Origin of the sequence: Chitinophaga sp. OAE865 (assembly GCF_040546735.1) — a bacterium.
GTDB lineage: Bacteria > Bacteroidota > Bacteroidia > Chitinophagales > Chitinophagaceae > Chitinophaga > Chitinophaga polysaccharea_A.
Window position 1 is genome coordinate 4,936,909 of record NZ_JBEPOF010000001.1, and the last position, 26,191, is coordinate 4,963,099.

The window sequence follows — 26,191 nt, forward strand, 5'->3', positions numbered from 1 at the left end:
GTTATTTATTTCATCCACCGGAGGCATTGTGCTACCAGGTCTTCATTTTCATCAGAGATCAGTTCTTCCGGCTTCCAGTCTTTCCCCAGTGCAGCGAGGTTGATGCCTTTATCTTTCATTTTGCGGAATACCTGTTGCAGCTGTTTTTTCTCCTGTGCAGCCATACTTACCGGCACCCGCAGCAGTAGCTGATCCAGGCAAAGCCAGGTAGCGTTGCGCAGCAGCAATGCCTGTTCACTTGCAGCAGCTTTTTTACCGGAAGGCATTTTTTTCAGCAGGAAGTCGGCCAGCGTACTGTACTGATGCATATTCAGCGGGCCGGCTTCCATAAATTTACCCGTGCGGTCATATGCTTCCGTATCGGTGATATTGTCTGCATCTACCGGGAGGATCTGTTGTTTGTATTTTGAAATACGCTGGCGTCCTTTCCGGTCGCGCAGCAATGTATCTTCCGGCGAATTGCTGCGGTGTGTAACTGCAGGTGTTCCTTCTTTCAGCTGTGGCGATCTGCTTTCTAACGGCGCCGCCTCTACGTTTTTGACGGAGGCCCGTATCACCGGTGGCGGAGTGGTTTCGTAAGACAGGCAATCTATCTCCTGCATATCGCATTGCTTACGGAACAGGCGGTTGATCCAGTCGCCGAAATCGGCCTGGGGTTTCCTGTTCTGCCGGTTGTCGTCAAAGCAGGAAGGTGTTACCTGGTTACAATAAGGATCTTTTGGCGTATCCGACAATGGCTCCATGATACCTGTTTGCCCGAAAAGGTAACAGATAAGGCAACACTGGATATGCGCATCATCGCCGCAAACGGGTTTGCAGGCAAGGTGCTGTAACCAGCGGCGGTACAGGGTTTCAAACTCGCAGAAACTGCGTGGACGGAGCCATAGTATATTCAGCAGCACATGTGCAGGCGCTTCTTTCCGGAGCAGGTTTTCCATCATGGCACGGGTACCGGCGTTGCGGAAACGCACCGGCCAGCCTGGCAGCACAATGGTGGCTACAAAGGAATAAGGGTCTGTAAAAGGTACTACGGTAGTTTTAAACACATCATCTCCCGGCGGTGCATCGTACCCCACTATTTCTGCTTCCCAGGGCAGGCGGCAAAGCGGTTCCGGTTTCACTGGCAACAGGCACTGGCAGTCGCTTTCTACGCGCGGGCGCAGCAGGATATGTTCCACCACATGCATGCCTTCATCATTGATTGCAGCGGAAGCACGTTCAATAGCGGATTCCATTGCAGGCAGCGAGGGATAGCACTGGGGATTGGCTGCCAGCACATAAGTATTATCCACCAGCTCAATACCAAACGGGCCACAGCTGTTACCCAGGGAAGGCTGGTAGTTATCCGGCAACGACAGCGCTGCGCAGAACCTGTAAAAATTCCGGATGGCTGCGTTCAGGCAATCATATTGTTCTGCGCTTTCCCATATCACCGCGCCTGGCTTGCGCACCGGTGGCGGCGCATCGCAGCTGCATCCTGCGTTTTCATCCGGCAACGGCTCTTCAGGAATAAAATCATCATGATACAAACGGAAGGAATAAGTGTAGCCGAACGCTGTTTTCATGCGGCGCACCGGGTAATAAAGCGCATTGCGCTGCAGTTTCTTTTTCCATTCCTGCATATCTCCGGCCGACAAATCATCTTCACCTGTTGGTTTGAAATAACCGCTAACGGCGCTGCCATTCAGTAATTCAAAGCGGTTTGTTGTGTTATTGAGATAGTAGTTGCTTTCTTTCCACAACAGCGACAATACTTCAAACAGCCACTCATCCTGCATTTTTTCCGTGATGGCGCCCGGCAGGTATTGCTGCCCGGACAGCAACAGCACTTCCCCACCCGCCAGCAGCTGCAGCTGGAAATAGTTGCCTGCGTTCCAGGGTTTTACTTCAAAGGTAACCTGGCAGCTGTTGGCCAGCTTCCCTCCTATGATCTGTAACTGCTGCAGATATTTTTCCCTTATTTCTTCCGTGTTGTACTGATAGGGATGCACTGCCAGGCGGTAGCCTTTCTTCACCGCTTTAAAGCTGTAGCAGCCGTCACTTTTTACATATCCATAATAGGCGCTGTTGCCCCAGCGGGTAGCATCGAGCAATGATTCCAGCCCGGTGTACATGTAGTTGTTACCGGCATCTTTCGTAGCGGCGCCCCATGCATCTTCCGGAGAATTATAATGCTGCACACTTTCCAGCAATACTTCATTCATGACCACCTGGTAGCGGCAGCTGGTTTCATTAAGCCGCACGCCGCTGTTGCCGGCGTAACGGGCCAGTGCCAGGAACAGTTTCAGCGCTTCACTGGCAGCGGCCATATCTACAAACCCATTACAAAGTTTCCAGATCTTCTCCCGTTTTGTAATATCGTACAGGCTTACCCGTAGTTGCTGTACATTACTGAGCCAATGGTAAGGAAAGCTGCGCATGATATGCGGCAACACATCCAGCAACGGGGCTTTTCCGCCGAAGGCAGCCACAGTACCGGCAGGCACTACTCCCAGCGGGATGGTATCCGTTACGGGATCCCCTTCCAGTATGATGGTTGTGCCATAGGCCGCCGGATTGCAGGCCATATGCACCAGCTGCAGGAATTGCTGCCGGAATGCGGCAAGCGCTTCAGCAGCTGATCGGTAAGATTTATAACTGCGGAAATAAGTGATCTCTGTTTTTGGATAAACAGGTGAATGATAGATCTTCTCAATACCATGGATCACATAATAGTAGTTAACGGCCTGTGTTTGCGGATCAGTGATGCATGTTACCACTTCATCTCCCCCCATACATATTTCCAGGTAATCGATCCCCTGTTGATTGCGGCTGCGCAAAGCAGTGAGGCGGTCTGTTGCCGGCGCCTTGTCTGTAAAGGTTTTGGGGAACCTGGCCACACAACCCGTTTTATTGATCACCCGGTAAACATAGGCCCCTTCCCGGTTGACGGCTGTGCTGTGCACATAGGAGGCAATATCTGCCGGCGCCGCACCGCTTCTCAGCTGGGCAAGCGATAAAGCGCTTTGCAGTTTAGCCGGAGCAGTAGCAGCGGGCATGATGATCTTTTTATCCAACCCGGTATGCAGCAGTACCGGTTTGGTGTTCTTTTCCGCTTTCAGCTCCAGGTGGCCCAGCGATGCTGTAAAGGTATCCATATCGGTTTTTGCCTGCTCTTCTGTGGTGTATTCTTCTTCGCTGTTAAAGCTGTAAGGCTTGCCCTCCGCGCCCTGCAGCTGTACCTTGTATTTCCATGCGGCGGGTTGCCTTGAATAAGACACCTGGTATAACTGCGCCTGAACAATCTGCTGAATATGCAGCATGGTATTCTCCGCCTGCTGCTCTTCATCGAACAGTGCGGGGTGCGTGGCTTTCACATTACTGCGTTCCACCAGCACCACTTCATAACGGCCATCGGCGGTTTGCCGCGCCAGGTAGGCCGCCGGAGTAGCGGCCAGTTGCAGCAGCAGATGAAATTCCTCTGTTGCCTGTTGTTCGTTTTTCACCAGTGATGCAGCGGTGAACATAATGAATGCATCTTCTTCAATGCTGATCTGCACCTGTAATTTCCCGCCCTTCTGCTGGATATTGTCTGCCTGGAAAGCAGCGAGATTAATATAAGTAGTATGTGTGGCATTTACCGGCAGCAGCTGCAATTCCGGCAACTCCAGTGCCGGCGGGATGGTCCAGTCATCTTCCTTTACTGTTTCCAGCAAATCATCAGTAGCGGCAATAGCTGCCTGTTGATCGGGGAATGCTTTGGATGAGTGCAGCAGTGGTTTACCTGCGGCATCTGCTACCTCAATAAAATGATCGTAGCGGCTTATTTCTGTGGCTGCGCTCAGCGGCGCCTGTGCAAACTGTTCCTGCAACTGCAGCAGGCGGCTTTCCCTTTCTTCCGGGGAGGCCAGCGGTGTGGCCAGGTAGGCCTTGCCCACCGGCAGCTGTACCTGTAAGCCATATTTTCCCTGCACCGGGTCATCGGTACGGAGAAGGTTTTCCGGGTGCTGTAATTGCTGCGCCAGGCTGATCAGCGCTGCAGAGGCATCATCCGCGGTAGCGTAGTTGCCTGTTTTGAACAACACGTTGTTATCCGCATCTTTTATTTCTGCATAAAAGAAAGTTTCATAGGGGCCTACAATAAACGGGCAGAGGTAGTGCCGGTCCGTTCTTTCAATACCGGCCAGCGCATTCACCCGTTGTTCATAGCCTGAGGTGTTGGAAGTATTCCATTTGTTTACGCGGTAATCGTATGCTTTACCGCGGTCCCTGCTTAATTTATCGTAGGAAGACAGGAACTTTGCTTTGGCGCGTATGCCTTTCTCCGCTGCCTGTTCGCGGTTGCTGATACCATATAACACTAACGCATAATCGGTAAAGGTTTCTGCAAAGCGGCTGAGCAGGTGATTGAGCATGGTTTCGCGACGCTGGCGGTACAGTGTTTCATCTTCCACTATTTTTTGCAGGTAGCCCTGGTAGTCGGCCAGGCTGAACACGATATCGAAAGCATACTGTTCTTTATTGGCGGCATTCCTAAACCCGAACGGGCGGAGGTTTTCAGGATATGCGGCCAGGAATATGGCGGATTGCGCCGCTTCCCTGGCTTTTTGTTGGGTGGGATAATAACGGCATCCCAGCAACACATACTCCCTTCCGGGCGTGGCTATCACAAAACACCAGCAGGCATCGCCATAGGCCCAGGTGGTGATATTGGCGTTATTGTCCAGGTTGGTCATATCCAGCAACAGCTGGTCCACGGCGGTATTGCGTGCCTGTAAATAATCGTAGCTGTAGTATCTATTGCGCCAGCGGCGGATCACATCTTTCTTAACGGTAACGTCTGCACGTAATTCGCTGAGCAGCTCTTTTCCCACCGGGAGCATGAGCGTATCATTCTGTTTCCAGCCCAGATCGGCATAGAAGCCGCCCTGCTGGAAGCGCAGCAGTTTATCCAGGTCGGGTATATCGGTGATGGCGCCGCTGAAGTAGGTTTGCGCAGGCCCGTCGGGCGACATGGAAAAGAGATCGCGCAGGTGTTGCAGCTGGGCCAGGTAGTTCGACAGCAGCTGGTCGAAGAACAGCAGGAAGCCTTTCAGCTGCCATGCCTGCACTTTACGCTGGGGCGAAGCATCGTTGCCCAGTTCCCCGTTGCCTATACCGTATACCCGCGGAAAATCGCGTTGCAGGGAATAATAGTTGCCGAGATCTTCCCGGTAAAATCCTGAAGGCACCGGGTGATCAAGGTATGCAGACGACTGGTCGTACCACACCTTGGTGCCGTTGAGCAGCGAAGCGTTTAAATACTGCTGCAGGTTGGTACCATCAAAAGTAAAAGTGGCGCTGCCGCGTTTAAAAACGAAGCGGCTGTATACGAGCGATAATAACGGCAGGTGGCCATTCAGCAACGGCAGGATCCAGGCAGTGCCCTGTGTGGTAGCAACGGGTGTGCTGTCGCCACTAACGTAGCCGGCTATACTGAGCCCTGAAACGGTGGCCACTCCCGGCACATCGAACATTACATGGTATACATCGGATACACGGATCTCCTTCAGGGGCTTAATGGCCTCCAGTTCAGCGGTATCAATGAAACCATGGCTGCCGGCGGAATAAGCCCTGCCGGAAAATATTTCTTCCATTGGCACCTTCTTCTCTTCCAGCATCTGCTGCAGGGTATAAAAGGTAACACGGGGAGAAAAAAGATGATATAGCTGCAGTACCAGTTCGTTGAGCACGGTGGTTATATCCGCATCTTCTTCCAGCCGGATCTCTGTGCATACGCCAATTTCCTCATGACAAAGAATTGTGATGCTGTAAAAATCTTCACACAAATTCCGGTGCGCCATCAGTGCTTTGCGGATACGCTCTTTCAGGTCAGCCAGCGCCTTTGCTCTTTCCTGGCTGTCGTCCGGCAATGTTTCCGGTTCAATAAAAATATTATAGAGCCCATTCAGCTCCAGCAGGGAAATATCTTCCCCGGTAGCGGCCAGCTGCGGGTTGCGGCTGCGGCATTCCAGCCCCTGTTCTCCAAACCAGTGCACTTCCGGAGGGATATTGGTAGCTATTTCCAGCCATGCGTTCCTTACGCCGTCGATATCTGTAAGCAGTTTACGGTAGTCGATGATGGTGAGCGGGTTTACGGTGAGTATCTTCGCCGGTGTGAAGAAGTTATCTTCCTTACCCTTTCCTGCGGGGTTCATGGTGAGCAGGTCTTCCAGCGGCAGGCTGCTGCGGTATCCCATATCCAGCAGGGAATAGCACAGCACTTCCAGGATGGTGATACCGGGGTCGTGGGCGTTGTGGTCAGTCCATATTTTGCCTGACAGTTTCCCGAGGTAACCGATTCCTTCGCTCCGTAGCGTTTCGAAATCCAGTTCCGGTGGAAAAGCAGGATCATTTTTTATGATCACGTTCTTTGTATTTGTGTCCTCAGCCATAACAATATTGTTAGTTGATGATAGGGCCCTGCGGCGCTGATGGGGTTTCCTGCCGTATGTTGTTACATGGCGGTACCAGGGGCTCCGGAATATTACAATCTGTTTCACCCTGCGGGATGCGTGTTACCACATCCGGGCAAACCAGGGCATTCTTCTGTGTGCTTACGGTGATGTTGCCGCTTACCAGGATAGAGCGTGGTGTATGCGGTTCCATTTGCTGCGCCGGTGCTGTTTCCAGTTCATGCTGCATGGTGAGGCATTCCACGTAGTCCACATAATCCAGTTGTTCCACAAACCTTACTATATCGGCCTGGTAAACGATCTGTCCGAACGACAGCTTATCCAGTTTTCCTATCGCCCATGGGGCAAAAAATTCCTGCAGATCTGTTTTCAGTTTATCGGTATAATATTTTTCATCTTTCCCTTTATACAATTGTATAGCGATATCCACGTTCACTCTTTCATATCTTGGATTGGTCACTTTCAGGCGTACAAAAGGAGAAGACCGTTGTTTGATGTACGTGTGAATTTTTTCCAGCAGGCTTAACGGCGCTTTGGGCTCCATAAGGTTGCCCGCTGCCAGCTGCCTCAGGTCCGGGATCACAGCCAGCACTACATAACCGCCGGCCGCTACCAGGTCTTGCTGGTATACTTTAGCACCGAGACCTAATGTGTGGTTAATGCATTTCACTTTGTACAGTTGCGGAAATGCTTCGAGCACCAGCCGTTCATAATCGAACGATTGTATAGCACGGCCTTTATGCCGCAGCTGTTCGCTTACGCGCACATAGAAGTGCCCGTCTGCTTCGGGCAGCTGCCCGTTGAAAGCATCGTACAGCTGTGTAACTGTTTTGATATGCGCATCTGCTTCCGCCAGTTTGGTAATGCTGCCTGCCTTCAGTACCTCGCCAAGACGCATAGGGTCATTTTCCGGCTGCACGGTGAAAGTAGCCAGGGCTGCCTGTGTATGCACGCCGATGGTTTCGCATACGGCCGCTACATTTTCAGGGATAGCGGCTTTCAGCCAGTAAGTACCGGCAGGCATAACGGTATTGACTATATTAATATCGCCGGGTACGGCTATTTTAATGATGCCGGAACGGGTAAGGCCATCGGTATCATCATTTAATATTTCAAATCCTTTGCGGAGTGGTTTCCAGTTATTGTTGCTGAGATAGTACCATTCCACTTCCGCCTTCTCTGATTCAGAATCGGCAGTAGCTTCTGCCAGCTGGAACAGGAGATTGAGATTGCCATAGGGCTGCAGGCGGTCGAGCCCGATAAACAAGGTACCTTCGTGGCAGCATACCGGTAACAGTGGCGGTTGCAGCTCCAGTACTTCTTCCTTAAAAGTATTTTCAAAAGGATACTGGTGCAGGAGCTGTACATCTGCTTTTACAGCGGTGGCGCTATAGTCGATAGAGATCTGGCTGATCACCGGGGTCCAGGGTTCGTTGGGAATTATGGCCGACAGCGTATTGGTGTCTACCACGGATACCTGGATATCTTCCAGTTTCTCTTTGATGTCTTTTGCCAGTTCGGTGAGCCCTTCGAAGCCCTGGAAAAAGCCGTGGCGCTCGGGGAAGTCGGGCTCGTTGGGGCCGCGGGAAATATAACGGATGGTGAGCGCTTCCGCCGGGGTGGGCGTCCAGGCCCATGGGGGCGACATGCTATCCGGCGGAATCCGGCCATCCAGGCCGCTGGGGCCCTGGATATATTTATTGAGGCTTAGCGCATCTGCATAAGTATCCTGCACCAGTTGTTTCAGTTCCTTCAGGTTAAATACCACCGGCGAGCCTACTGAATTGTAGTAGGCAGCGGTATCAATCCTGTTCTTCGGATCTTTGGGATCATCCAGCAGGCGGTTGAAGGCGGTCATCTGCCGGGCCAGCACAAAGGCATAATCCTTATGCATAAAGTCCTGGCGGGTCAGTGTTATTTTAGCGAAGTAGTTGCGGGTATCAGCGTTGTAGCGGGTTACCTTATCGCCGGTAAGACTGAACTGGTCTTTAAACGCAGGCGATGATGGCGGTTCGAAAGCAATGGCGTAATCATAAATTTTCCCGGGATCGCAGGGAACATCTTCAATTTTGTTGAACAATAGCTCATCTGAAGTATTCTCTTTAAACCAGGTGCCGTCCTGCAATACATATTTATTGATCTTGAAATCAGTTTCTGCCAGTCCGCCCTGCACATAGCCGGCATAATACGCTTCAAAGCTGGCCGGTTTATCTTTCCAGTTCATATTCACGTATACCTTATCCCACTTCTTTCCAAAGATCTCTGAAGAACCGATGTAAAAGCTGGGGCCTTTACTGGTAGTGGAAAATTCTTTCTTGCCTTTCAGTATTTCAAAGTCGATCAATGCGGGCCTTGTACCAAAGGGATAAACAGGCGCGTTCACATCCTGCACGGTTTCGTCGTTTTGCACGATCACATTTTTAACGCCGCAAACATCTACCTTCACTCCTACATCCCGGATGCGGAAGTCGCGCAGGAAATGATACAATGCAATAGCCGTTACCGTATTCTGAGGCTGCCGTTCCAGCGGGCACAGACCGCAATCGCCGCCTGCTTTATTTATGAGAATATCATCGAGGCCTAGTTTCACCTGTTGGTCTACTTCCACGCGCAGCACCGGCTGCGTGGTATTATAGTTACCGCTTAATACTTTCTTATCATAAAAAGTTACCGCGGGCACTTCCGGCGGCAACTCTGCTTTCAGGGTTAATTTATACCCTCCGCTTACAGGAGCAATGGTAATATCCGGCAGCTGGGGCGGGGCTATCCAGTTTTCTTCCCCGCTGAAAAACAGCTGTAATACGCGGCGGGGAGGAAACAGCGCTTTCACCGCAGGAGGCAGCGCATTGATCTTTGCCAAAGGAGCATCAGGGTTAACACCATCATCTGTTAATACTGCATGCGTACCATCGGCAGCGTATTTCACATCAGAGAGCGCGGCGCGGAGCACATTGATGGCAGCAGCATCCACGCCCATTTCTTCCGCCTGTGTTACCAGGTCGTCCGACAGGTAGGTGTATTTGTTTTTCAGGATAATTTTCAGTGCATTGAAGTAGTCGCTGTCGTACAGCAGCACATTGTTATCCTCACAATTTGCCGCGATCACGCAATCAATGTCCACGGTAACGATGCGTTTACCTTCCTGCAGCAGCAGTACGGGTGAAGCCAGGATAAATCCGAGGCGGGCGTAGGGATGCTGTGTTGGCTGAGTTTTACCTGGTGCTATAAATTTGCTGTAACGGGAACCGGCGGTAAACCAGTTCTTTGGCATATTTTCCTGGAAGGGTTTATCCACGCCATCCGCCATATTGGCTTTTACAGCGATATACAGCCCTTCAATAAAATTCTTTTTATAGCAAAGCTGGCCGCCGTCGGAGAGCGTTCTTTTGAATGCTGTTGCGGGGTTTACATACAGGGTAAGTAAACTGGAAATGGCGGCATTGTCTACCACAATTTCATCTTCCAGCTGAAAGAGGACATCTGTTTTGTTATTGTCTTTCCCATCGCGGAGGGCAGTGCCTTTGGGGAGCAGGTATTGCCGGAACGGTTGCTGCACTTCAAACACCACGTGTGCTTTATCCGGTGTAAGTGGTTTGGGTACCAGTTTTAATACCTGTTGAAAAAAGAAATCGAGGTGCTTTTGTGTAAAGCCATTCAGCTGTTGCTGTACATGGCCAAAGAGGTAGAGGAATGCAAAGAGCAGGCCCAGATGGGGTGTATGATTCTTTTTATAGGCTTCGTTCAGCGGTTGCAGGCTTTCTGCTATACTATCCGGCGCCAGTGCGGCAATAGCGGCGATAGCGTCGATGAATGGCTGGAATACAGACTGGTAGGCCTGTAACAGCAACAGTGCTTTTTCGCGGGCCGTAGCGGCAAACTGAAAACTTTCATTCCATTCCAGGTAGGCGAACAGCGGATCGATGCCCCATATCTCCTGGTTCTTCATCTTTGAGAGATCGATGGAGCCTATGCAGAACCATTTCACGGCGCCGTTGGTGAACCGGATGAACTGTGATACCGGGGTGCGGAGTTTTTGCCGGATAATGGCTTCTATACTGCGTTCCATTGGCAGACCGGTGCTATGGAACGCTTCCTGCCATTGTGCAATGGGAACGATGACGTCATCAAATAAAAAGCTGACCAGGAGTTGCAGCGTATCTTTTGTGGGGCGTTCATACACCTGTTGCACATATTCTTCAAATTTAGCTGTAAGCCGGCTGGTATCTGTTTTAGCCAGCTGTGCGAGCAGGAAAGGAAGGCTGTTCCGGAAGAAGGGTTGCCAGTCGTTGATCAGGTAAGCATCTTTGTATTGGTAATAATTGATCTGCGGCGCCATTTGTACAAAGTAATGGAGCAGATCCGCGAGCTTTCTCCCGTCTATCGGTGCGGAGGCAGCATCCAGGGCTGGTAGTAGCCGGTTCCGCTGACTGATGCCTGGTTCATATTGAAAAGGATGTACGATCATGATTTAACTGATTAATTGATGACCCTGTGGTGATGAGCCTTTCAGGGTTTTTGCGCTGCTTCCAGCAAATAGAAATCATACACATAATTGTACCTTGAATTAGTACTTGCAATCGTATAGTCGATAGAGATAGTAAACCTTCCTTCGATGAGATCGGGGCTATCCATGGGCACTACGCCTATTTCCTCTACTTTGATGCGGGGTTCATAAAAAAGGATGGCATTCTCCACCAGGTCGCGCAGGAAGCCGATCATCGTAGCGTTGAGCGGTTCAAAAATATAGTCCTGCAGATCGCATCCGTAGCGGGGTTGCATCACTCTTTCTCCCAGGCTGGTAGACAGCAGGATGTCGAGGCTTTCTTTGATATCTGTTTCGTTGCTTACCAGTTCCACTGCGCCGCTTTGCAGATCAAATGTTGGCGGGAATTTCCAGCCGGTACCGAGGAATGAACGGGGATCGTTTTGTAACATGTGTATGTTGTTTTATCCGCCAATAATTACTGTAGGTGCTCCCATCACGATTACGCCGCCGTGTGCGGTAAGGTCGCCCATCCTTGCGGCGGGCCGCCCTCCTATCATTACGGTGGCAGATCCTTTCACGATCGTATCCGGCGGACCTACGCAGGTGCAGATATCGCCGGTTACTGCTGCCGGGATACCGGCAATCATCACCGTTGGTACGCCCGGTCCTACTACCGGCCCGCCTACGTGCGGTACCGGCCCTGAAAACAGGGGACAGGTGTGAAAGTCGCTGATGCGTGCTGCTGGAGGCATGAGATTAACAATTTAAGTGACCGGCAATCGTTGTTCTTTTTGGGGTTTTGCCGGTTAGTTTATTTTTACCAATGAACCTGTTACTTCTGTGATACCCTGTGAAGATAATTTCGCGATAGCGCCTTTCAGCTCCACTGCGCCATCCGCGGCCGCGGATATGCTGGCGCCTCCAATGGAAAGCGCTGCGCCGGCCGACAGCACCAGGTTTACACCAGCTTTCAGTTCCACGTTCATAGGGCTTTCCAGCTTTATGCCGGAGGTATCCATGGTAACGGTATTGCTGTTCTGGTCTTTCAGTTTGATACTGGTACTGGCTTCGTCTATCGTGATACTGTTTCCTGCGGGGGTATCTATTGTAATTGTTTTCGTATTGTCGTTGAAGTGAATGCGCATACCGCTTCTTGTCACAAATCCTTTTTCATCGTTGGCGTCCTGCGCGGTGATCGGGGCCGGTTTCGCGCTGCTGTTAAGCATTCCCAGCACAATAGCGTCGCGTGGATCGTCATTGATAAAACCTACGATCACTTCATCATCAATTTCAGGGCGGAAGAAAGCGCCGCGGTTATTGCCTGCATCCAGGCTGGCTACTCTTACCCAGATGCCGCGGGCGGCGTTATCGATCACCGGTATCTTTACCAGGATGCGGTGCTCTCCATCAGGATCATTCTGCAGCTGCACCACCTTACCGATCTGGAGGCCGTGGATAGCAGGCAGCAATCCTGCCGCCGGAAGATCTGAGATATCTTTATAGGCTTCCGCGAGCCAGTCGGGCTCCAGGCCGAACTGTATATGTGTATCCCAGGTACCATGTGCTATTTCATGCCGCACGCCGGTTACAAAAGCGTTGCCGTTGTAGCGGTTGCCGATGCCCTGGAGCGTTACCATATCGCCGGGGGTCACGCCGGAGAAGCCGAGGAACTTCGCCCTGCCGCGGATCTTAGCCAGCCTGCTTTTAAGCATAGCGGCATTGGTGAGCTGCTGCAGTTCTTCCGCTGCGCGGCGGCCGCTGTGGGCCAGTTCATAATGTGGCAGCCCGATCACACCTGCCAGGGTATTACCGGAAACATTACCCTGTTCCGTATAATCGGCAGATGACGTTTCTGCTTCATAAAGCTGTTGCCCGGTATAGTCCCATGCGCTGGCATGTACGGAGCTCCATTGATAGCGGGCATCCATTTCTGCTTCCAGTTCCATGAGCGAGGTACCGTAGGTAAGCTGTAATACTGCTGATGCGGTAGTATTGGGTTTCTTCACCTTTACCTTTCCCTGGTCGGCGATCACCAGTTTACCATTGGCTTCCGCGCGGAGCAGGAGGAAGTCCCAGTCGGTACTGTGGTGTTGCACCAGTTCTTTGTGCTGCACAGTGGTGGCTTCCACATCAGCGCTTAGGTCGCTGTAGCCTCTTATGAGCTGTTCTATCACTTCACTGTCCTTCACCTTTTCATAGTAGCGGCTATGCCTGCCTATGGCCATTTTCACGGTTTCATCGCGGCATTCTACCGTAAGCACCGGGTTGCCGTCCTGGCGGAACTTGATACCCTGGTGTACAATGACGCCTTTGAATAACACTTTGTTGGAGCCGTCGCGTCCTACTTTGATAGTGAGCCTGGTGCCTGGCAGCAGGTCGTTGGTATTGCTGATGGCAAAATCCTGGTCGGCGGCCGCGCCGTCGCGCAGCACGATCTTTGCCAGCGGGATCTTATTCACTACCTGTGTAAGTGTGAGCGACAGCACCTCGTACACGGGGTTCAGCGGTTGAGTACCGTTCAACAGGATGTTGTAACTCGCTACATCATGTGCAGAAGTATTGGGTATTCCTGTTTCGTTCATGATACTTCGCTTTTATCGAATGGAGGGAAATAGATCTCTTTACCAACCGGTACTCTTTTGAAAGAGGTGAGGTTATTTTGCCGGGCTACCTGCAACATGTACCTGGGGTCCTGGTAGATCTTAAAACTAAAAAGATCGAGCCGGTCGCCCTGCTTAAACACGCGGTGATGGGTAAGGTCCGGCGAGGCTTTGCTTTGTTCCCTTTCATTGGCTTCCCTTGCGCGGTAGTTGAGAAAGGTAGCGCTCACCTTTACCCGGAGCGGGCTTCCATCCGCATTGAACAGTACATAGTTCAGGTCCAGGTTAGACATTACGCATGGAAAGGCGACCTGTTTACCCCAGAATACTTTCAGGAAACGCGGGCGATGTGTTTCACCATCCATATAGTAAACGGTATCCAGCAACAGTTTTACCTGTGCCTGCACATCCATGCCGGGGTAGCCGTATCCTTCTATGGTATTGGTGCCATCGAGTACAAAATCGAGCTTCAGTTCTTCCGGGATGGTTGAAATAAAACGCGCTTCTGTTTTCTGGCTGCCTGGTTCACGGCGTATGTCGTAGTCTACTTTCAACGACCGGGTATAAGTTTCCGCATTTACCGGGATGGTAAATTTATGCTTATCATCCAGTTGCTGCTGCAGCCTGTCGGCATACGTGAGGATGTAGATCTTTTCCACTTTTGCGTCTGTCATCTTTCATTTTTTTCTTTCAGTGCCTGTAATACTTTTTCCACGCACAATGCGATCATGGCTTCTGTTGCCTGGCCGTTGTTACCGGCGGCTGTTGAATTGCCGCCTGCAGTGCCGCCGGGAGCGTTTTCCGGCGCCACTTCGGCTTTGATGATCAGTTCACGGATCTCTATGGGCATAACTCAGCTGTTTTTAAATTCAAACCGGTTGTAGTTCAGTTCCAATGTTTCTATCAGTACTTCGCTACGTTCTGCGTGCAACTCCGCCAGTTTCCAGCTGCGTGGCCATACCCAGGCGAGGTTCCAGTACATGAGGATGTTGTGGTCTTCATCCAGCAGCGATACTTTCACCAGATTCAGGGGTTTGATCTGCTGGTCTTCCAGTGCGCGGCGACACCAGGCCGACAGTGAAGAGTCGTCCGGGCGGAGCAATCCTCTTTTCAGGATCAGCGGCGAATAGGTACGCCGCACAGGGATGTTGTGCTCAAACCTGTTTTCGCCTCCTTCTTTCAGCTGTTCCGTACCAATGGTAGCTTCCAGGCCTGTAACGCTCTGAAAGCGGATATCAAGTTCGGAGCCGGAATCTTTGCCGCCACTGTTTTTGGGCAATCCAAAAAAAGTGACAGAGAAGTGGAAGCCTACCGCCTGCCAGAAGTTATCGGGTTTTATTACCGGTTGTGCCATATTAATCAACGTTCATGATCTCCAGCCCTTCGTGCACCAGTTCCATTGTTTCAATGGCCACTTCATTGGCATCTGCTTTCAGATCAGTGGAAGTTATTTTGGAAGGCCATGCGTTCAGTACTTTCCAGGTGATCACCGGCTCATGGCTTTCATTGAGCAGTTTGATGGTTACATCGCGGCGGTATTTGCTGCCGGCTTTGTTACCTTCCTGGAAGTAATATGTTTCGCGCCAGGCTTTGTAGAAATCGTAGTCTCCTTCAAACGTGCCGCGTTTCAGTGTGATGTTGGCATATTTGGTGAGGCCTGGCTGTTTGCTTTTATTATATTTCTTGCTGTTACCTTCCCGGTATTCGATCACTTCTGTTTCAAAGTCGAGGCCGGAAACTTCTGTGAATCCCAGTCTTACGTCTTTCCCCCATTCCACCAGGAAATGAAATTTTGGTAACGGGTATGTTCCTTTTGCGGGCATATCTTTAAGTTTAAAAAGATGATAAAAATCTGATAGCTGTTATTTGCATGCTTTAGCGTCCTGGGCCTGTTTAATGGCTTTGGTAAGACTGTCTGTACATGCCTGCAGGCGGTTGGCTTCCTGGCTTACTTTATCGTATTCCGGTTTGATGGCTGCCAGCCGGGTATCTGCATTACTGAGGTGTTTTTCAGTAAGCGTATAGTAATGATCATTTTTAAGCGGGAATACGGGGCATACCAGTTTATCGGTACAGCATATTTCCATGTTGTCGTCTTCACCGGATTTAATACCGCCATTGGCTGTATTACCGTTGCCGGTGGGATTGAAGATGCAGCCGATGCCAGCGATAGCGGCCTTGATGCCGTAGTCTTTCTCGCAGATAGTTTCATCCAGTATGGTAGCGGCTTTCAGGGCAATCACGATGTTATTGAAAATATCGTTGCCGATGGCGATCACGTCCTGGAGTTTTTTGCCATAATCCACCCAGGCGTCTGTGATACCGCCTTTCTTCAGTACCTGGTCGTTAGAGCAGTCGATAGCCTTGGTGATATTATTGTAGCAGGCGGCTACTTCATCCACTTTTGTATATAGCTCCTTGGTCATGCAAAAGAAGACTTCGATCGCCTTTACAGAATAGCCGGTGCTTTTGCAGAGTTTCTCCAGGATGTCCAGCACTACTTTTACTTTGCTGGTGATGGCATCTGCTTTTTCCGCGCTTTTCTGTACGTTATCGAAGTATAGCTTTACTTTATTTCGCCAGTCGAGCGCACGGGCCAGCTCTTCTTTTTTCTTCGCAGCTTCCGCGGCCTTCTGCTGGTACAGGCTGCCTTTGGCTTTCAGTTCTTTTTTCCAGTCGTCCACACAACCGCACTCCGTTTCATTGCCACCGGGTATGGTAGCGCAGCAGGAGTCGTCGCTTTCTACAAAAGGTTCATATACTTTATTGCAATTCATGGTGAATATTTTTTGAGATCAGGAATATTTATTTACTGACGACAGGATATCAATCATCGCAGTGGCCGCCGTTACCGTTGCTGTTGCAATAGTTTCCCTGTGCCTGTTCGCAGATGGATTTGATAGTAGGAAGATCGCCGCAGGGTAAGGTGCAGAGGAATTCCCGGGTATCTTCAATTCCCTGTGTTTGTGTTCTGGCCGACCAGAGCGTTTCGCGGATGGTCACTTTCTGGATCTTTGCATCACCCAGTTCGCCGTAGGTTTTCTTCTGATCCTCCTCTCCTGTTTTGATATTCTGGAGCACATCGTCGCGGAATGCTTTAATGGCGTCTGCAAGGTCCTTATGCAGGGCAATCACGTTATCCAGGCTGGTGAACGACTGTATGCCGGAAACATCTCCTATGGCGCAGTGCAGTTTATTGATGCTTACCGTTTCGCCATCGCCGCAACCGCCTTCAGAGGCGTACATTTCCTGGGAGCCGTCTACGATATTATCGAAGCAGGTTTTGAAATCCTTGCTGCCGGCTTTCAGTTTGCCCAGGGCTGCGCGTTGTGCTTTGTTGCAGTTATCTTCCGCTTTGTTGTTCAGCTTGTGGGCTGCTTCGCTCAGCAGAGCGAATTTTTGTTTTGCGTCCTGGATATTTTTGGCAACAATGGCAAGCGCCGCTGCTATGGCTTTGTTCACCTCGCTGGCTTTGGCAAGCTTATCTTTTATCAGCTCGGCATCTTTTTGTGCGGGCAAAGTAGCGCACAGATCGATGGAGCGATAAAAGCGCCAGGTTTCTTCTGCCTTGATAAAGAAGCATTGTTTGTATTTGTACACCGGTTTATAGCCTTTGTACTCTCCTTCCCGCATACGCAATACGTTCAGCGAATCTGTGAAGGCGCTGCAGATCCCGCGTTTGTTGTTATCGATGTATTGCTGGGTTTTATTGGTAGAATCACCGCAGCCGTTGCTGGCTGAAGATTGGGTGGGGTTCATTGTGTTCATACAGTATTCAGTTTATTTGGTCTGAATGTAAAAGGATTAAGATTCCTGCAGCATTTTGTGGCTGAAGCGCAGGATGATGAATTCAGCAGGGCGTACCACTGCCATGCCTATTTCCACGATCATGCGTCCTTCCCATACATCCAGCTCCGTCATGGTTTCGCCAAGACCAACCTTTACGAAATAGGCTTCCCTTGTGGTGGTGCCCATGAGTGCGCCGGCTTTCCATTGCTGGGTGAGGTAGTTTTCTATCATTGATTTCACGCGTACCCAGGTATTGCGGTCGTTAGGCTCAAACACAAACTGCTGGGTGGCATTCTTAACAGATTCTTCTACCATGTTGAAGAAGCGGCGAACGGAGATATAGCGCCATTCGTTGTCGTTGCCTGCCAGTGTACGTGCGCCCCAGATGATGGCCGGGCCTCTGCCGGGGAAGAACCGGATCACGTTTACGGATTTACCATCGCGTACATCCACGTTAAGATCGTCCTGTTCCCGTTTGGTCACAATCACTTCAGGGCTTACTGCGTAATCAATGCCGATATTGGCAGGCGCTTTCCATACGCCGCGGCTGTTGTCTGTTTCGGCGTATTTGCCTACTACCGCTGCGGAAGAAGGCAGCAGCATCCTTATCTGCGTAATGGCATTCAATGCCTGGTAATAGAATGCGTTATTGATGCCTTTTAATGCTGCCAGCGTACCATTCAGCGATCCATCGCCGCCGGTTTGCACCACCTGTACAGTGGCTTCGTTGTAGGTATAGGCCAGCTGTGTGTTCACTCTCGGGAAATAAACAGCTCCATATTTTTTGGTTTCTATCTCACCAAAACCTGCATCCCTGAACAGGGTAACATTATGATCAATGATGCTTTCCGCAGGGCCTATGGCAGGATCCATCCAGATATCAAAAACGGTGAAGCGGTCTTTCAGCAAACTACACTGATCAAGCGCCGATTTATGCAGGGTATAGTAAGAGGCTGCATCCGTGAGGTTAATAGCATCGGGGAAAAGGATCAGGGTTACTTCATCGATCTTTTCCACGGCGTTCAGGCCGTCGGTGAGCGAGGATAACGAGATGACGCCGCCGGTGCTGTAATCGCCTACAGACACGATATAGCATGGGCCGCCCCCGTTGTTAAAGAACATCTGCAGCTGATAAGCCATGAGGTATTTGGATGCCTTCAGCGGATCAATCACCGCCTTAATGACCGCCTGTGGCTGGGAGCTGTCGATGTTCACCGTAATGCTTTCCTCTTCCGGCTGCGAACCGCCGAAAATGCGGTTGTAATCGAGCATGGAAGTGATACGTGTGGGCACCATCACCAGGTCGCCTGGTACTTTGTTCTGGGCAAATTCCGTGTAGCCTATGAAAGCCGGGATAGCTGTTTCAACAGAGGCTATGGAGGGGGGAAATTTTACGATCTCCTCGATGTAGACGCCGGGAGTTTTATATTCAGCCATATGTTTGGGGTTTTAACTGTTTTTAATTGTTGTTTGAGTAGATCATATACCGGGCTTAAGGACCTTGCGGAAATATTTTTGAGAGCAGCACCACCACGTCGGCGTACAGGCGCTGATCCGCATCGCTGGTGAGGGAAAGCCCCCTCGGGTTTGGCAGCAGCTGTTCGTAGTTAGTGATATTGTTTTCCGTAACGGGGAACAGCCGGTTGTTAAAAGAGAACGGCCATGGCTCTTTGGTAGTGCGTGCGCCGTTGGGATCTGCTACCGTAAGCAGGTTGTTGGCGTGGTTACTGAACACCAGCGTTTGCCCGTGTTGGGGTGAGTAGCGCCAGTAGGAGTTTCTGCTCCTGAAGCGCAGTTCGTAAATGGTATGCGGAATTTTTGTACCGTCGGGTTGCAGTTTGGTTTTGAGGGTGCCATCGGAATCGAGCATGGCGAATGCATCGCCGGTGGTATTGGCGCGGAGCTCTATAACGCCGATGTTGCCGGGTTTGTACATTTCCGTGCGACTGGCATACAGCAGGTGTTGCGCGGCAAAGTTATTATCGCCGGTCACTTTCAGGTTATACCAGCCGTCGGCCAGCAGGGAGTTGTCTGGCAGCGGGCCGGAGAAATCCAGTCTTACCTGCGTACCCTGAGCTGTGAATGTGCGCTGCAGGGATGTATTGCCTGCAATGCTTTCCAGTGTGGCGGTTCCGTTACTTACCTGTGCATAAGGCGGGAAGAAATACTGGAAGGTGAAAGGCAGCAGTAAGCGGTCGCCTTCATGCACAAACCCGCTGCCCTTTATCTTGCGCCATTGCGAAGGATCGTTGGGCGGGGTGCCTGGTTTGTTGAGATATTCAGATACATCGGCGCCTACTTTGGAAAGCTCTCCCTGTTCGTATTGCCGCGTATTGTCATTTGCCGGCACCGGCACAGAAAGTGATGGAAATACTTTTGTGTTGGCGGTATTGTCATTGGAAAAATAGTACTGCGCGGGCAATGTACGGCGCATCCTTATGCTGGTGAAGGCCAGTGCATCTGCATTGCGGGGCACAATGGCAAAGCGGAAGGCGGCATCCGGTGGGACCGGTACAAAGGGGGTGTAAGCTGTTGTACCGCCCTGCATTACTTTCTTTACCTCAATAGCTCCTTTGAAACCGGTAGCAGTGGGCAGCAGGCGGAGATGATAATTCTTCATCAGCACGGCGGTAGCCGGAAGGGGTTGAATGTCCCAGTCGCGCAGCAACCGGTACTGGTCCTGCCGCAGCTTTTCCATCAGGAAATCGGCACGTTGCTGATCGGTAGTCTGCTCAAAAAAGGAGATCCCTTTAGTATTTTGCAGATAATATTCGTGCAGCAACTGCACTTCAAACAATATCTTGTAAATAACAGACATAAAAACTTTAAGCAGTAGGGTGTTGTGTGTCTTCAATTTCCTCTATCAGCGGTACTACTCTGAGTACAGCATTTTCTGTGATAGCGACGAGCCGCACCTTGTACATCACGAAGGGAACCTGTCGTCCGCCGAGTGATGCCCACAGGTGGTTAATCTGTTCAAATGTAAGCGTATACAGTTCCAGGGTTAGGTCCAGGGATCCGTCTGCATTCCTGAAAGTTTTCTGCGCCTGGAAAAAGCTGATCACTGCCGAGAGCCGGTGCAATGCTTCTTCGTAGTAGTCGTGTGTAGCATCGCCGAAAAGCACGGCGGTAAACAATACATAGAGATTGAGATATACTGGCGGATGCTGGTACCTGGCGCGGTTATCCGGCCACGTGGTGTACGCCTTGCTGTTTTTCAGCGTGCTCTCTTCTTCTACATTTACGAGGGAAATGATAACGTTGCCATTGAAATTATTGGCATGCGTTGTTTCAAGCAAACCAATGTTTTCAACGATCACACTATTGGCAGGAAATCCTCTGAGCGCAAAGAATGCCTGCAAATGATCACGTATCAATGTAAGCGCATTACTTATCACGAATGACGAGGGGTTTGGGGTTCAGTAAATTTTGGGGTTCAATTACCTGTCTCTTCCGGTCTTTCAAAACGTTCTTGGAAACTAAGGTAAAGAACATTTTTTAATTCGGAAATAAATATTTTTTTAAGATGTAATTTTCACACAACTGTATTTCACAGGAACAGACACCGGGAACGCAGTACCATCAAGCATTTTCACTTCATCTTCCAAAACTATTTTTTTCTACACCATATATTGCGGGAAATACGTTTGCGCGGCGCTGGTAAACCAAATTTACCTTTATGAAGAAAACAGCCACCAGTAATAATTTCATAACATCTTCCTGCAGTCGTGATTCAGTTAAGTTATGATTCCTACCTACCATTGCATACGTAGAAATACGTAATTTTCATATCATACAAATTCTTCTCTTAAAATTTTCCAGTATTTGTAGATGAACGAATGGAAGTCGATTATTGTTTTGAGGAAGATTGTGATGCAAGATATTCCTGTTTAAATAAAATAGCCGGCAGATGGGAATAACTGCCGGCTATTCTGGTTTATATGTGTCAGACCATTACACTTTCCAAACCTTTCTGCAATGCGGTTTCCCGCAGCTCCGGATTACTTACTCCTTCTACCCGGAACGTTGTAACATCCTGCAGGCCGATAAATCCGAAAACCGTTTTGAGATGAGGTTCTGTAAAGTCGATTGATTTCAGCGGGCCTTCAGAAAAAACGCCACCGGAGGCAATGGCCAGGTATACTTTTTTATCTTTTAATAATCCTTTAGGGCCATCGGCTCCATAACTGAACGTTTTGCCTGCCCGCACCAGATGATCTATCCATGCTTTCAGTGCAGAGGGAATACCAAAGTTATAAACGGGTACGCCGATCACGAGGATGTCGGCCTCTTCCACTTCCCGGATGGCTTCATCGGAATGTTGCACCGCTGCCCTGTAAGCTTCGGTTTCGCTTTCCGGAGGGGTAAAGAAAGCTGTAAGATGCGACTCTTCCAGGTGTGGATATTTTTTATGCACCAGGTTACGTTGTGTTACTGTGCTTCCAGGGTATTGTGCTTTTAATTTTTCAGTAATCGTATGAGCCAGTTGTGTGCTGTTAGATGCGGCACCTCTTGCGCTTGAAATAATTTCCAGTATTTTCTTCATGATCTATTTTTTGCAGATGATGATGCAAAACTATCCATCTTTCCATTTGCTTTAACCGGACTATGCTAAAGGTTACCACTAACCTTAGGGTTAGCTGCAGTCATATTTATCAGTAAATTCACATCCGCATCTTCAAAAAAAAAGAGATGGAAATAAATGAACGGTTTACCTGGGCAGCTGATATCATTGCGCCCAAACCCGCATCTGTACTACTGGAAATCAGATGTGGCGCCGGCCTGCTGGCGGAGTTAATAGCCGGTAAGTTAAGTACCGGAAGCATAATGTGCATTGACCAGTCGGCCTCCATGATCAGGATGGCCATACAACGTAATAAAAGATATGTTCTGTTGCAAAGGGCATCGTTTGAGGCAATTGGTTTTGCCGATGCTGTTTTGCCGGAGAACAAATTCGACAAAGTATTTGCTTTTAATGTGAACTTTTTCTGGAAGCAGCCTGCGAAAGAATTAGCACTGATCAGCCGTTGCCTGAGATCTAAAGGAGAGCTATTCGTGTTCTATCAAACGCCCGGGGGAACAGATATGAAATTATGCAAAGCGATAAAGGCCAGGCTGGAAGAAAATGGTTTCCGGGTAAGTGATACGTTGTTTGGAAAGTTCAGTGCTTCTGCCGCGTTCTGTATTATAGCAAAGCCATTATTACTATAAAATTAAAATACCTGGAAACAGGTATTTTAACCTACCGGCGGGTGTAATACTTTTGCAGCTGGAACCATCATCTTAATTATGAAACATATACTACCTATCAGCTTTCTCATTTCCATTGTTTTGTTTGCCTGTAGTAAAGACGATAAAGCCAAAGGCCCCAGCAACGAGGAGATCCTTACAAAGAAAATAGCGGACATTATTCCGCAGAAATACCTGGACACTTTAAAGATACTTGGACTGGATGTTCACCAGGGGGTAACTCCTCCCAATGTAGAAGGAACTTACAGCATAGCGCCCAATAAACTGGATACCAGTAATGTTCCGAATGATGTACCCGGAACTTACTTCAGTAATGCTACCGTTACTTTTTCAGCGCAGAGCGCCAGTGATTTCAGCATAAAGCTTACCGGAAAAAATTTTGTGAGCTATGCCGATACCAGCATTGCCACTGCTATTTCCGGCTCAGGCAATAACTTCACCGTATATGGTAAAGTGAAATCAGTAAATGGTACACACTCTGCTATATTTGCGCTGATCTTTACCGGTACCAAAGAAGGAGCCAACCTGAAAAATGTGCGGGTTGGGATTATTAATGTTGATAACAGCAAGGGCGGAACCGGCGTATTTATTAACGAAGGTTTGGGGCGGATAGCGTTTGACGAGGATCATATTTCAGAGAAGGCAGCGGAGAAAACCGGGGAGCGGGCAGCATCCGGGCGTACATTAGGATTCATCCAATAATAATAAACACAATTAAATTGAGGGGGAGTGAGGGAGTGGTTTTATCATACTGCTCCCGCATTTCTTCTAATACCTTCATTACCTCGTTATAATTAACCGATAATTTGCGTAATGATATAAAGGTTCTTATTCTTCAGGGAAGTGTTCCACATTACGCCTTACTGCCTGTTTTAAGGCTCTCGTTCCTACACCGTATAGCTCTGCAAGATGCAGGCCCGGTATAACGTTCTCATCTTTTAGTATTACTATTCGTTTTATGATTTTTTCCTCCGGAACAACCAGTGATTGGTTTGATTTTTCTATTTTACATAAAAGGTTATCAATTAAAAATATAATTCACCGTCAAATACTTTATGTCTAAGATCATACTGCATTTGCACTTCATTCAGTAGTCCACAGCCATTTCCTTCCCGATACATCGGCAAACTTATACACCATTATTCCCGGGAAAAATACTCATTTCAAACAGCAGCATAATATCTCACCAGGTATCAAGTTATTGTCCTACTCTTCCCTCCCTCCCCAAAAAAAATATTTGCTAAACCAAACGGTTATACATACTTTTACTAAACCAAATGGTTCAGTATTACAATTATAGCAGAATGAAAGCAAGAAGAGATGTGTTCCAGGCGATCGCGGACCCTACCAGGCGCGCCATTATTGGCTTGCTGGCGCAGCAGACCCTTACCCTCAACACGGTGGCGGAAAACTTTAGTATGAGCCAGCCGGCCATATCAAAGCATATGCGTATCCTTACCGAATGCGGGCTGGTGATCATCGTAAAACAAGGCCGGGAACGGCATTGCACGGCAAGTTTCAAAGCGTTGGAAGAGGTAGCGCAATGGGCGGAACAGTACCGCCGTTTCTGGACAGACCGCCTGGATACATTGGAACAACTATTGAACGAAGAAGAATAACGTTGTTTATTAACTATAAAATTTTATATGATGGCAAGCAATGAAACACCCTGGGTAAATGCCCAAATGCTGATACGCAAACCGGTTGCAACTGTATTTAATGCTTTTATTGATCCTGAAATCACCCGGCACTTCTGGTTTACCAAAGGCAGCGATAAACTGGCTGTTGGAAAAACAGTTACCTGGGAATGGGAAATGTACCAGGCTTTTGCAAAAGTAAATGTAAAGGAAATCGTGCCGGACAAAAAGATAACCGTTACCTGGGGAGATCCTGCCACTACGATCGATTTCAATTTCCAGGCGGTAGATGACAATTCCACTTATGTGGTAATTAACAACTATGGCTTCGACAAAACCGGCGATGAGCTGTTGCGTGAAATCAATAACAATACCGGCGGGTTCACCACTGTTCTTGATGGCCTGAAAGCCTACCTGGAACACAATATCGACCTGAACCTCATTGCAGATAAATTTCCAAAAGGCGTGGCTTCCCACTAAATATTTAAAACCAAAAAACATGGAAAAAACAGGACAGATCCTCTCCCCCGGCACCATTCGTTTTGAACGCAATCTGCCAGGCCCTATTGACAGAGTATGGGCCTATCTTACAGAGTCCGAAAAACGCGGCAAATGGCTGGCGAGCGGCGATATGGAGCTCTTTGAAGGAGGCAAGGTTCATTTGCATTTTATGCACCAGCAACTCAGTCCCCTTCCTGATAATATCCCGGAGAAATACCGCGACATGAAAGATGGCCATCATTTCACCGGTACTATCCTGAAAGTAGACCCTCCCCGCCTGCTGGCGTTTACCTGGGAAGGAGGATCGGAAGTGACTATGGAATTAACGGAGAAAGAAGACAGGGTATTACTCACCCTCACTCACCGCAAACTGGCCGATGATACAAAAACCCGCAGCAGCGTGGGCGGTGGCTGGCATACACATCTTGACATTTTAATCGCCAATCTCGAAGGCGTTACCCCTCCTCCTTTCTGGAGCACCCACACCAGATTGGCGGCATTATATGCAGATATGGCGTAGATTTGATTGTTATTCAATCAATACCTGTTGTCATATATGGAGGACTTCATTTCAAAAAAAACAGCCAGGAAAACAGGCATCCCGGATTTGGTGGAAGTGCTGCGCAAACAACTTAGCAGTTCTGAATTATCATCGCTGCTGCTGGAAGTGTACCAGCAGAAATCGGAAGACCTGCACGCAGCTGCCCTGCTGCAACAATACCGGCAGAATATTTACGTACAGCCGGCAGATACCGATATGGTTGAAATGCTGGAAAAGGAATTACAGCTGCTCCGGTTCTTAAGACAGCAGCAGTATGAGCCGGTAGAACTATCACCTGTAGCGCAGTTTGGCAGTTGCGCGGCAGTGGGCACTGTTAACCAGAAGAAAATAATCACTGCGGTACGGCATACAGAAGTGCTGGCGGATGCCACCAATTCACTGGCACTTCATATCGCTGATATGAAACAGCAAGGCATAGGCGCAGGAGAACGATTACGCTACTGCACGGTTCACCGCCATGTCAGGGCTATGCAGCTTCCTCCCGGCAAAGGCTATACGCCGCATTTCAAAATTGCCTGTATGGCCGCAGCAGGAAGGGATACAGGCAATTTTGAATTTGAGCTGAGCACCTGCACAGAACAGTTGCAGCACATTTACACGCTGCTGCATACGCTCTTCGGCATAAAAATTATTTACTTTAAAATACAACCCCGCAACGGTTATTCCAACGGCCGCGCATTAATGCAGTCATTAATGGATTATCTTTCTGCTCATCTCCCGTATAAAATTATTGCTGATGAAACGCCGGCGGAAAACAACTACTACAAAGGCATACAGTTCAAAGCGGTAGTACAGGCGGGCGAACATGAAATAGAAATTGCCGATGGCGGGCTGGTTGACTGGACACAGCAACTACTTGGCAACAACAAGGAACGGTGCTTTATTTCAGGCATTGGTTTTAGCCTGCTGATGAAACTTTTTAATGCGTAGTT

22 protein-coding genes are annotated in these 26,191 nt (G+C 49.3%); 6 read left to right on the forward strand and 16 right to left on the reverse strand.

The features are described from left to right. Positions 1-5: 5 nt before the first annotated feature. The 15 genes from ABIE50_RS20030 to ABIE50_RS20100 form a co-directional block, all read right to left on the reverse strand. Positions 6-6,413: a hypothetical protein gene (locus ABIE50_RS20030; RefSeq protein WP_209857993.1), complete on the reverse strand. Its 6,408-nt coding sequence runs from the start codon at positions 6,411-6,413 to the stop codon at positions 6-8. A 10-nt stretch (positions 6,414-6,423) separates the two neighbouring features. Further along, positions 6,424-10,899, reverse strand: coding sequence for a baseplate J/gp47 family protein (locus ABIE50_RS20035; RefSeq protein WP_209857994.1), 4,476 nt, complete (start codon positions 10,897-10,899; stop codon positions 6,424-6,426). 41 nt (positions 10,900-10,940) lie between these two features. Then, positions 10,941-11,369: a GPW/gp25 family protein gene (locus ABIE50_RS20040; protein ID WP_209857995.1), complete on the reverse strand. Its 429-nt coding sequence runs from the start codon at positions 11,367-11,369 to the stop codon at positions 10,941-10,943. A 12-nt stretch (positions 11,370-11,381) separates the two neighbouring features. Next, positions 11,382-11,672, reverse strand: a complete 291-nt coding sequence (locus tag ABIE50_RS20045) for a PAAR domain-containing protein (RefSeq protein ID WP_209857996.1) — start codon at positions 11,670-11,672, stop codon at positions 11,382-11,384. A 54-nt stretch (positions 11,673-11,726) separates the two neighbouring features. Further along, positions 11,727-13,502, reverse strand: coding sequence for a type VI secretion system tip protein VgrG (gene vgrG / locus ABIE50_RS20050; RefSeq protein ID WP_209857997.1), 1,776 nt, complete (start codon positions 13,500-13,502; stop codon positions 11,727-11,729). After that, positions 13,499-14,194, reverse strand: a complete 696-nt coding sequence (locus ABIE50_RS20055; protein ID WP_209857998.1) for a CIS tube protein — start codon at positions 14,192-14,194, stop codon at positions 13,499-13,501. Before ABIE50_RS20055 ends, vgrG begins: the two co-directional genes overlap by 4 nt. Further along, positions 14,191-14,370: a DUF5908 family protein gene (locus tag ABIE50_RS20060; RefSeq protein WP_209857999.1), complete on the reverse strand. Its 180-nt coding sequence runs from the start codon at positions 14,368-14,370 to the stop codon at positions 14,191-14,193. Before ABIE50_RS20060 ends, ABIE50_RS20055 begins: the two co-directional genes overlap by 4 nt. Before the next feature lie 3 nt (positions 14,371-14,373). Next, positions 14,374-14,874: a phage tail protein gene (locus ABIE50_RS20065; protein WP_209858000.1), complete on the reverse strand. Its 501-nt coding sequence runs from the start codon at positions 14,872-14,874 to the stop codon at positions 14,374-14,376. A 1-nt stretch (position 14,875) separates the two neighbouring features. Then, positions 14,876-15,343: a phage tail protein gene (locus ABIE50_RS20070; protein ID WP_209858001.1), complete on the reverse strand. Its 468-nt coding sequence runs from the start codon at positions 15,341-15,343 to the stop codon at positions 14,876-14,878. A gap of 39 nt (positions 15,344-15,382) precedes the next feature. After that, a complete protein-coding gene (locus tag ABIE50_RS20075) occupies positions 15,383-16,297 on the reverse strand; it encodes a hypothetical protein (RefSeq protein ID WP_209858002.1) in 915 nt (304 codons plus the stop codon). A gap of 49 nt (positions 16,298-16,346) precedes the next feature. Next, positions 16,347-17,288, reverse strand: coding sequence for a hypothetical protein (locus ABIE50_RS20080; RefSeq protein WP_209858003.1), 942 nt, complete (start codon positions 17,286-17,288; stop codon positions 16,347-16,349). Positions 17,289-17,324: 36 nt separating this feature from the next. Next, a complete protein-coding gene (locus ABIE50_RS20085; RefSeq protein ID WP_209858004.1) occupies positions 17,325-18,746 on the reverse strand; it encodes a phage tail sheath family protein in 1,422 nt (473 codons plus the stop codon). A gap of 55 nt (positions 18,747-18,801) precedes the next feature. Continuing rightward, complete coding sequence (locus ABIE50_RS20090; RefSeq protein ID WP_209858005.1) at positions 18,802-20,127, reverse strand: hypothetical protein; 1,326 nt, start codon at positions 20,125-20,127, stop codon at positions 18,802-18,804. A 7-nt stretch (positions 20,128-20,134) separates the two neighbouring features. Then, positions 20,135-20,707, reverse strand: coding sequence for a Pvc16 family protein (locus tag ABIE50_RS20095; protein WP_209858006.1), 573 nt, complete (start codon positions 20,705-20,707; stop codon positions 20,135-20,137). A gap of 548 nt (positions 20,708-21,255) precedes the next feature. Continuing rightward, positions 21,256-21,855 carry an FMN-dependent NADH-azoreductase gene (locus tag ABIE50_RS20100; RefSeq protein WP_209858007.1) on the reverse strand — a complete coding sequence of 200 codons (600 nt, stop codon included), beginning with the start codon at positions 21,853-21,855 and terminating at the stop codon, positions 21,256-21,258. Between the two features lie 146 nt (positions 21,856-22,001). Between ABIE50_RS20100 and ABIE50_RS20105 the strand changes: the two genes are divergently transcribed. Next, positions 22,002-22,520 (forward strand): class I SAM-dependent methyltransferase, encoded by a 519-nt coding sequence (locus tag ABIE50_RS20105; protein ID WP_209858008.1) that lies wholly within the window; start codon positions 22,002-22,004, stop codon positions 22,518-22,520. A gap of 78 nt (positions 22,521-22,598) precedes the next feature. Continuing rightward, positions 22,599-23,261: a hypothetical protein gene (locus tag ABIE50_RS20110; protein ID WP_209858009.1), complete on the forward strand. Its 663-nt coding sequence runs from the start codon at positions 22,599-22,601 to the stop codon at positions 23,259-23,261. A 126-nt stretch (positions 23,262-23,387) separates the two neighbouring features. Here ABIE50_RS20110 and ABIE50_RS20115 read toward each other — a convergent pair whose 3' ends face one another. Then, positions 23,388-23,597, reverse strand: coding sequence for an ORF6N domain-containing protein (locus ABIE50_RS20115; RefSeq protein ID WP_209858344.1), 210 nt, complete (start codon positions 23,595-23,597; stop codon positions 23,388-23,390). A gap of 266 nt (positions 23,598-23,863) precedes the next feature. On the opposite strand from ABIE50_RS20115, the gene ABIE50_RS20120 reads away from it, so the two are divergent. Genes ABIE50_RS20120 through ABIE50_RS20135 form a run of 4 tightly spaced genes read left to right on the forward strand, consistent with a single transcriptional unit; the run spans position 23,864 to position 26,189 of the window. After that, on the forward strand, positions 23,864-24,178 hold the full coding sequence (locus tag ABIE50_RS20120) for an ArsR/SmtB family transcription factor (protein ID WP_142687288.1): 315 nt from the start codon (positions 23,864-23,866) through the stop codon (positions 24,176-24,178). 30 nt (positions 24,179-24,208) lie between these two features. Continuing rightward, positions 24,209-24,676 carry an SRPBCC family protein gene (locus ABIE50_RS20125; protein WP_209858346.1) on the forward strand — a complete coding sequence of 156 codons (468 nt, stop codon included), beginning with the start codon at positions 24,209-24,211 and terminating at the stop codon, positions 24,674-24,676. 19 nt (positions 24,677-24,695) lie between these two features. After that, positions 24,696-25,217: an SRPBCC family protein gene (locus ABIE50_RS20130; RefSeq protein ID WP_209858010.1), complete on the forward strand. Its 522-nt coding sequence runs from the start codon at positions 24,696-24,698 to the stop codon at positions 25,215-25,217. Between the two features lie 36 nt (positions 25,218-25,253). After that, a complete protein-coding gene (locus ABIE50_RS20135) occupies positions 25,254-26,189 on the forward strand; it encodes a hypothetical protein (protein WP_209858011.1) in 936 nt (311 codons plus the stop codon). Positions 26,190-26,191 lie beyond the last annotated feature (2 nt).

What these genes read in the sequence shown, in the direction of transcription:
- ABIE50_RS20130 (WP_209858010.1), top strand. Translation starts at nt 24,696, where the DNA reads ATGGAAAAAACAGGACAGATCCTCTCCCCCGGCACCATTCGTTTTGAA.
- ABIE50_RS20080 (WP_209858003.1), bottom strand. Translation starts at nt 17,288, where the DNA reads ATGAACACAATGAACCCCACCCAATCTTCAGCCAGCAACGGCTGCGGT.
- ABIE50_RS20065 (WP_209858000.1), bottom strand. Translation starts at nt 14,874, where the DNA reads ATGGCACAACCGGTAATAAAACCCGATAACTTCTGGCAGGCGGTAGGC.
- ABIE50_RS20090 (WP_209858005.1), bottom strand. Translation starts at nt 20,127, where the DNA reads ATGTCTGTTATTTACAAGATATTGTTTGAAGTGCAGTTGCTGCACGAA.
- ABIE50_RS20120 (WP_142687288.1), top strand. Translation starts at nt 23,864, where the DNA reads ATGAAAGCAAGAAGAGATGTGTTCCAGGCGATCGCGGACCCTACCAGG.
- ABIE50_RS20105 (WP_209858008.1), top strand. Translation starts at nt 22,002, where the DNA reads ATGGAAATAAATGAACGGTTTACCTGGGCAGCTGATATCATTGCGCCC.
- ABIE50_RS20040 (WP_209857995.1), bottom strand. Translation starts at nt 11,369, where the DNA reads ATGTTACAAAACGATCCCCGTTCATTCCTCGGTACCGGCTGGAAATTC.
- ABIE50_RS20030 (WP_209857993.1), bottom strand. Translation starts at nt 6,413, where the DNA reads ATGGCTGAGGACACAAATACAAAGAACGTGATCATAAAAAATGATCCT.
- ABIE50_RS20075 (WP_209858002.1), bottom strand. Translation starts at nt 16,297, where the DNA reads ATGAATTGCAATAAAGTATATGAACCTTTTGTAGAAAGCGACGACTCC.
- ABIE50_RS20110 (WP_209858009.1), top strand. Translation starts at nt 22,599, where the DNA reads ATGAAACATATACTACCTATCAGCTTTCTCATTTCCATTGTTTTGTTT.
- vgrG (WP_209857997.1), bottom strand. Translation starts at nt 13,502, where the DNA reads ATGAACGAAACAGGAATACCCAATACTTCTGCACATGATGTAGCGAGT.
- ABIE50_RS20045 (WP_209857996.1), bottom strand. Translation starts at nt 11,672, where the DNA reads ATGCCTCCAGCAGCACGCATCAGCGACTTTCACACCTGTCCCCTGTTT.
- ABIE50_RS20060 (WP_209857999.1), bottom strand. Translation starts at nt 14,370, where the DNA reads ATGCCCATAGAGATCCGTGAACTGATCATCAAAGCCGAAGTGGCGCCG.
- ABIE50_RS20135 (WP_209858011.1), top strand. Translation starts at nt 25,254, where the DNA reads ATGGAGGACTTCATTTCAAAAAAAACAGCCAGGAAAACAGGCATCCCG.
- ABIE50_RS20035 (WP_209857994.1), bottom strand. Translation starts at nt 10,899, where the DNA reads ATGATCGTACATCCTTTTCAATATGAACCAGGCATCAGTCAGCGGAAC.
- ABIE50_RS20125 (WP_209858346.1), top strand. Translation starts at nt 24,209, where the DNA reads ATGGCAAGCAATGAAACACCCTGGGTAAATGCCCAAATGCTGATACGC.
- ABIE50_RS20070 (WP_209858001.1), bottom strand. Translation starts at nt 15,343, where the DNA reads ATGCCCGCAAAAGGAACATACCCGTTACCAAAATTTCATTTCCTGGTG.
- ABIE50_RS20085 (WP_209858004.1), bottom strand. Translation starts at nt 18,746, where the DNA reads ATGGCTGAATATAAAACTCCCGGCGTCTACATCGAGGAGATCGTAAAA.
- ABIE50_RS20100 (WP_209858007.1), bottom strand. Translation starts at nt 21,855, where the DNA reads ATGAAGAAAATACTGGAAATTATTTCAAGCGCAAGAGGTGCCGCATCT.
- ABIE50_RS20055 (WP_209857998.1), bottom strand. Translation starts at nt 14,194, where the DNA reads ATGACAGACGCAAAAGTGGAAAAGATCTACATCCTCACGTATGCCGAC.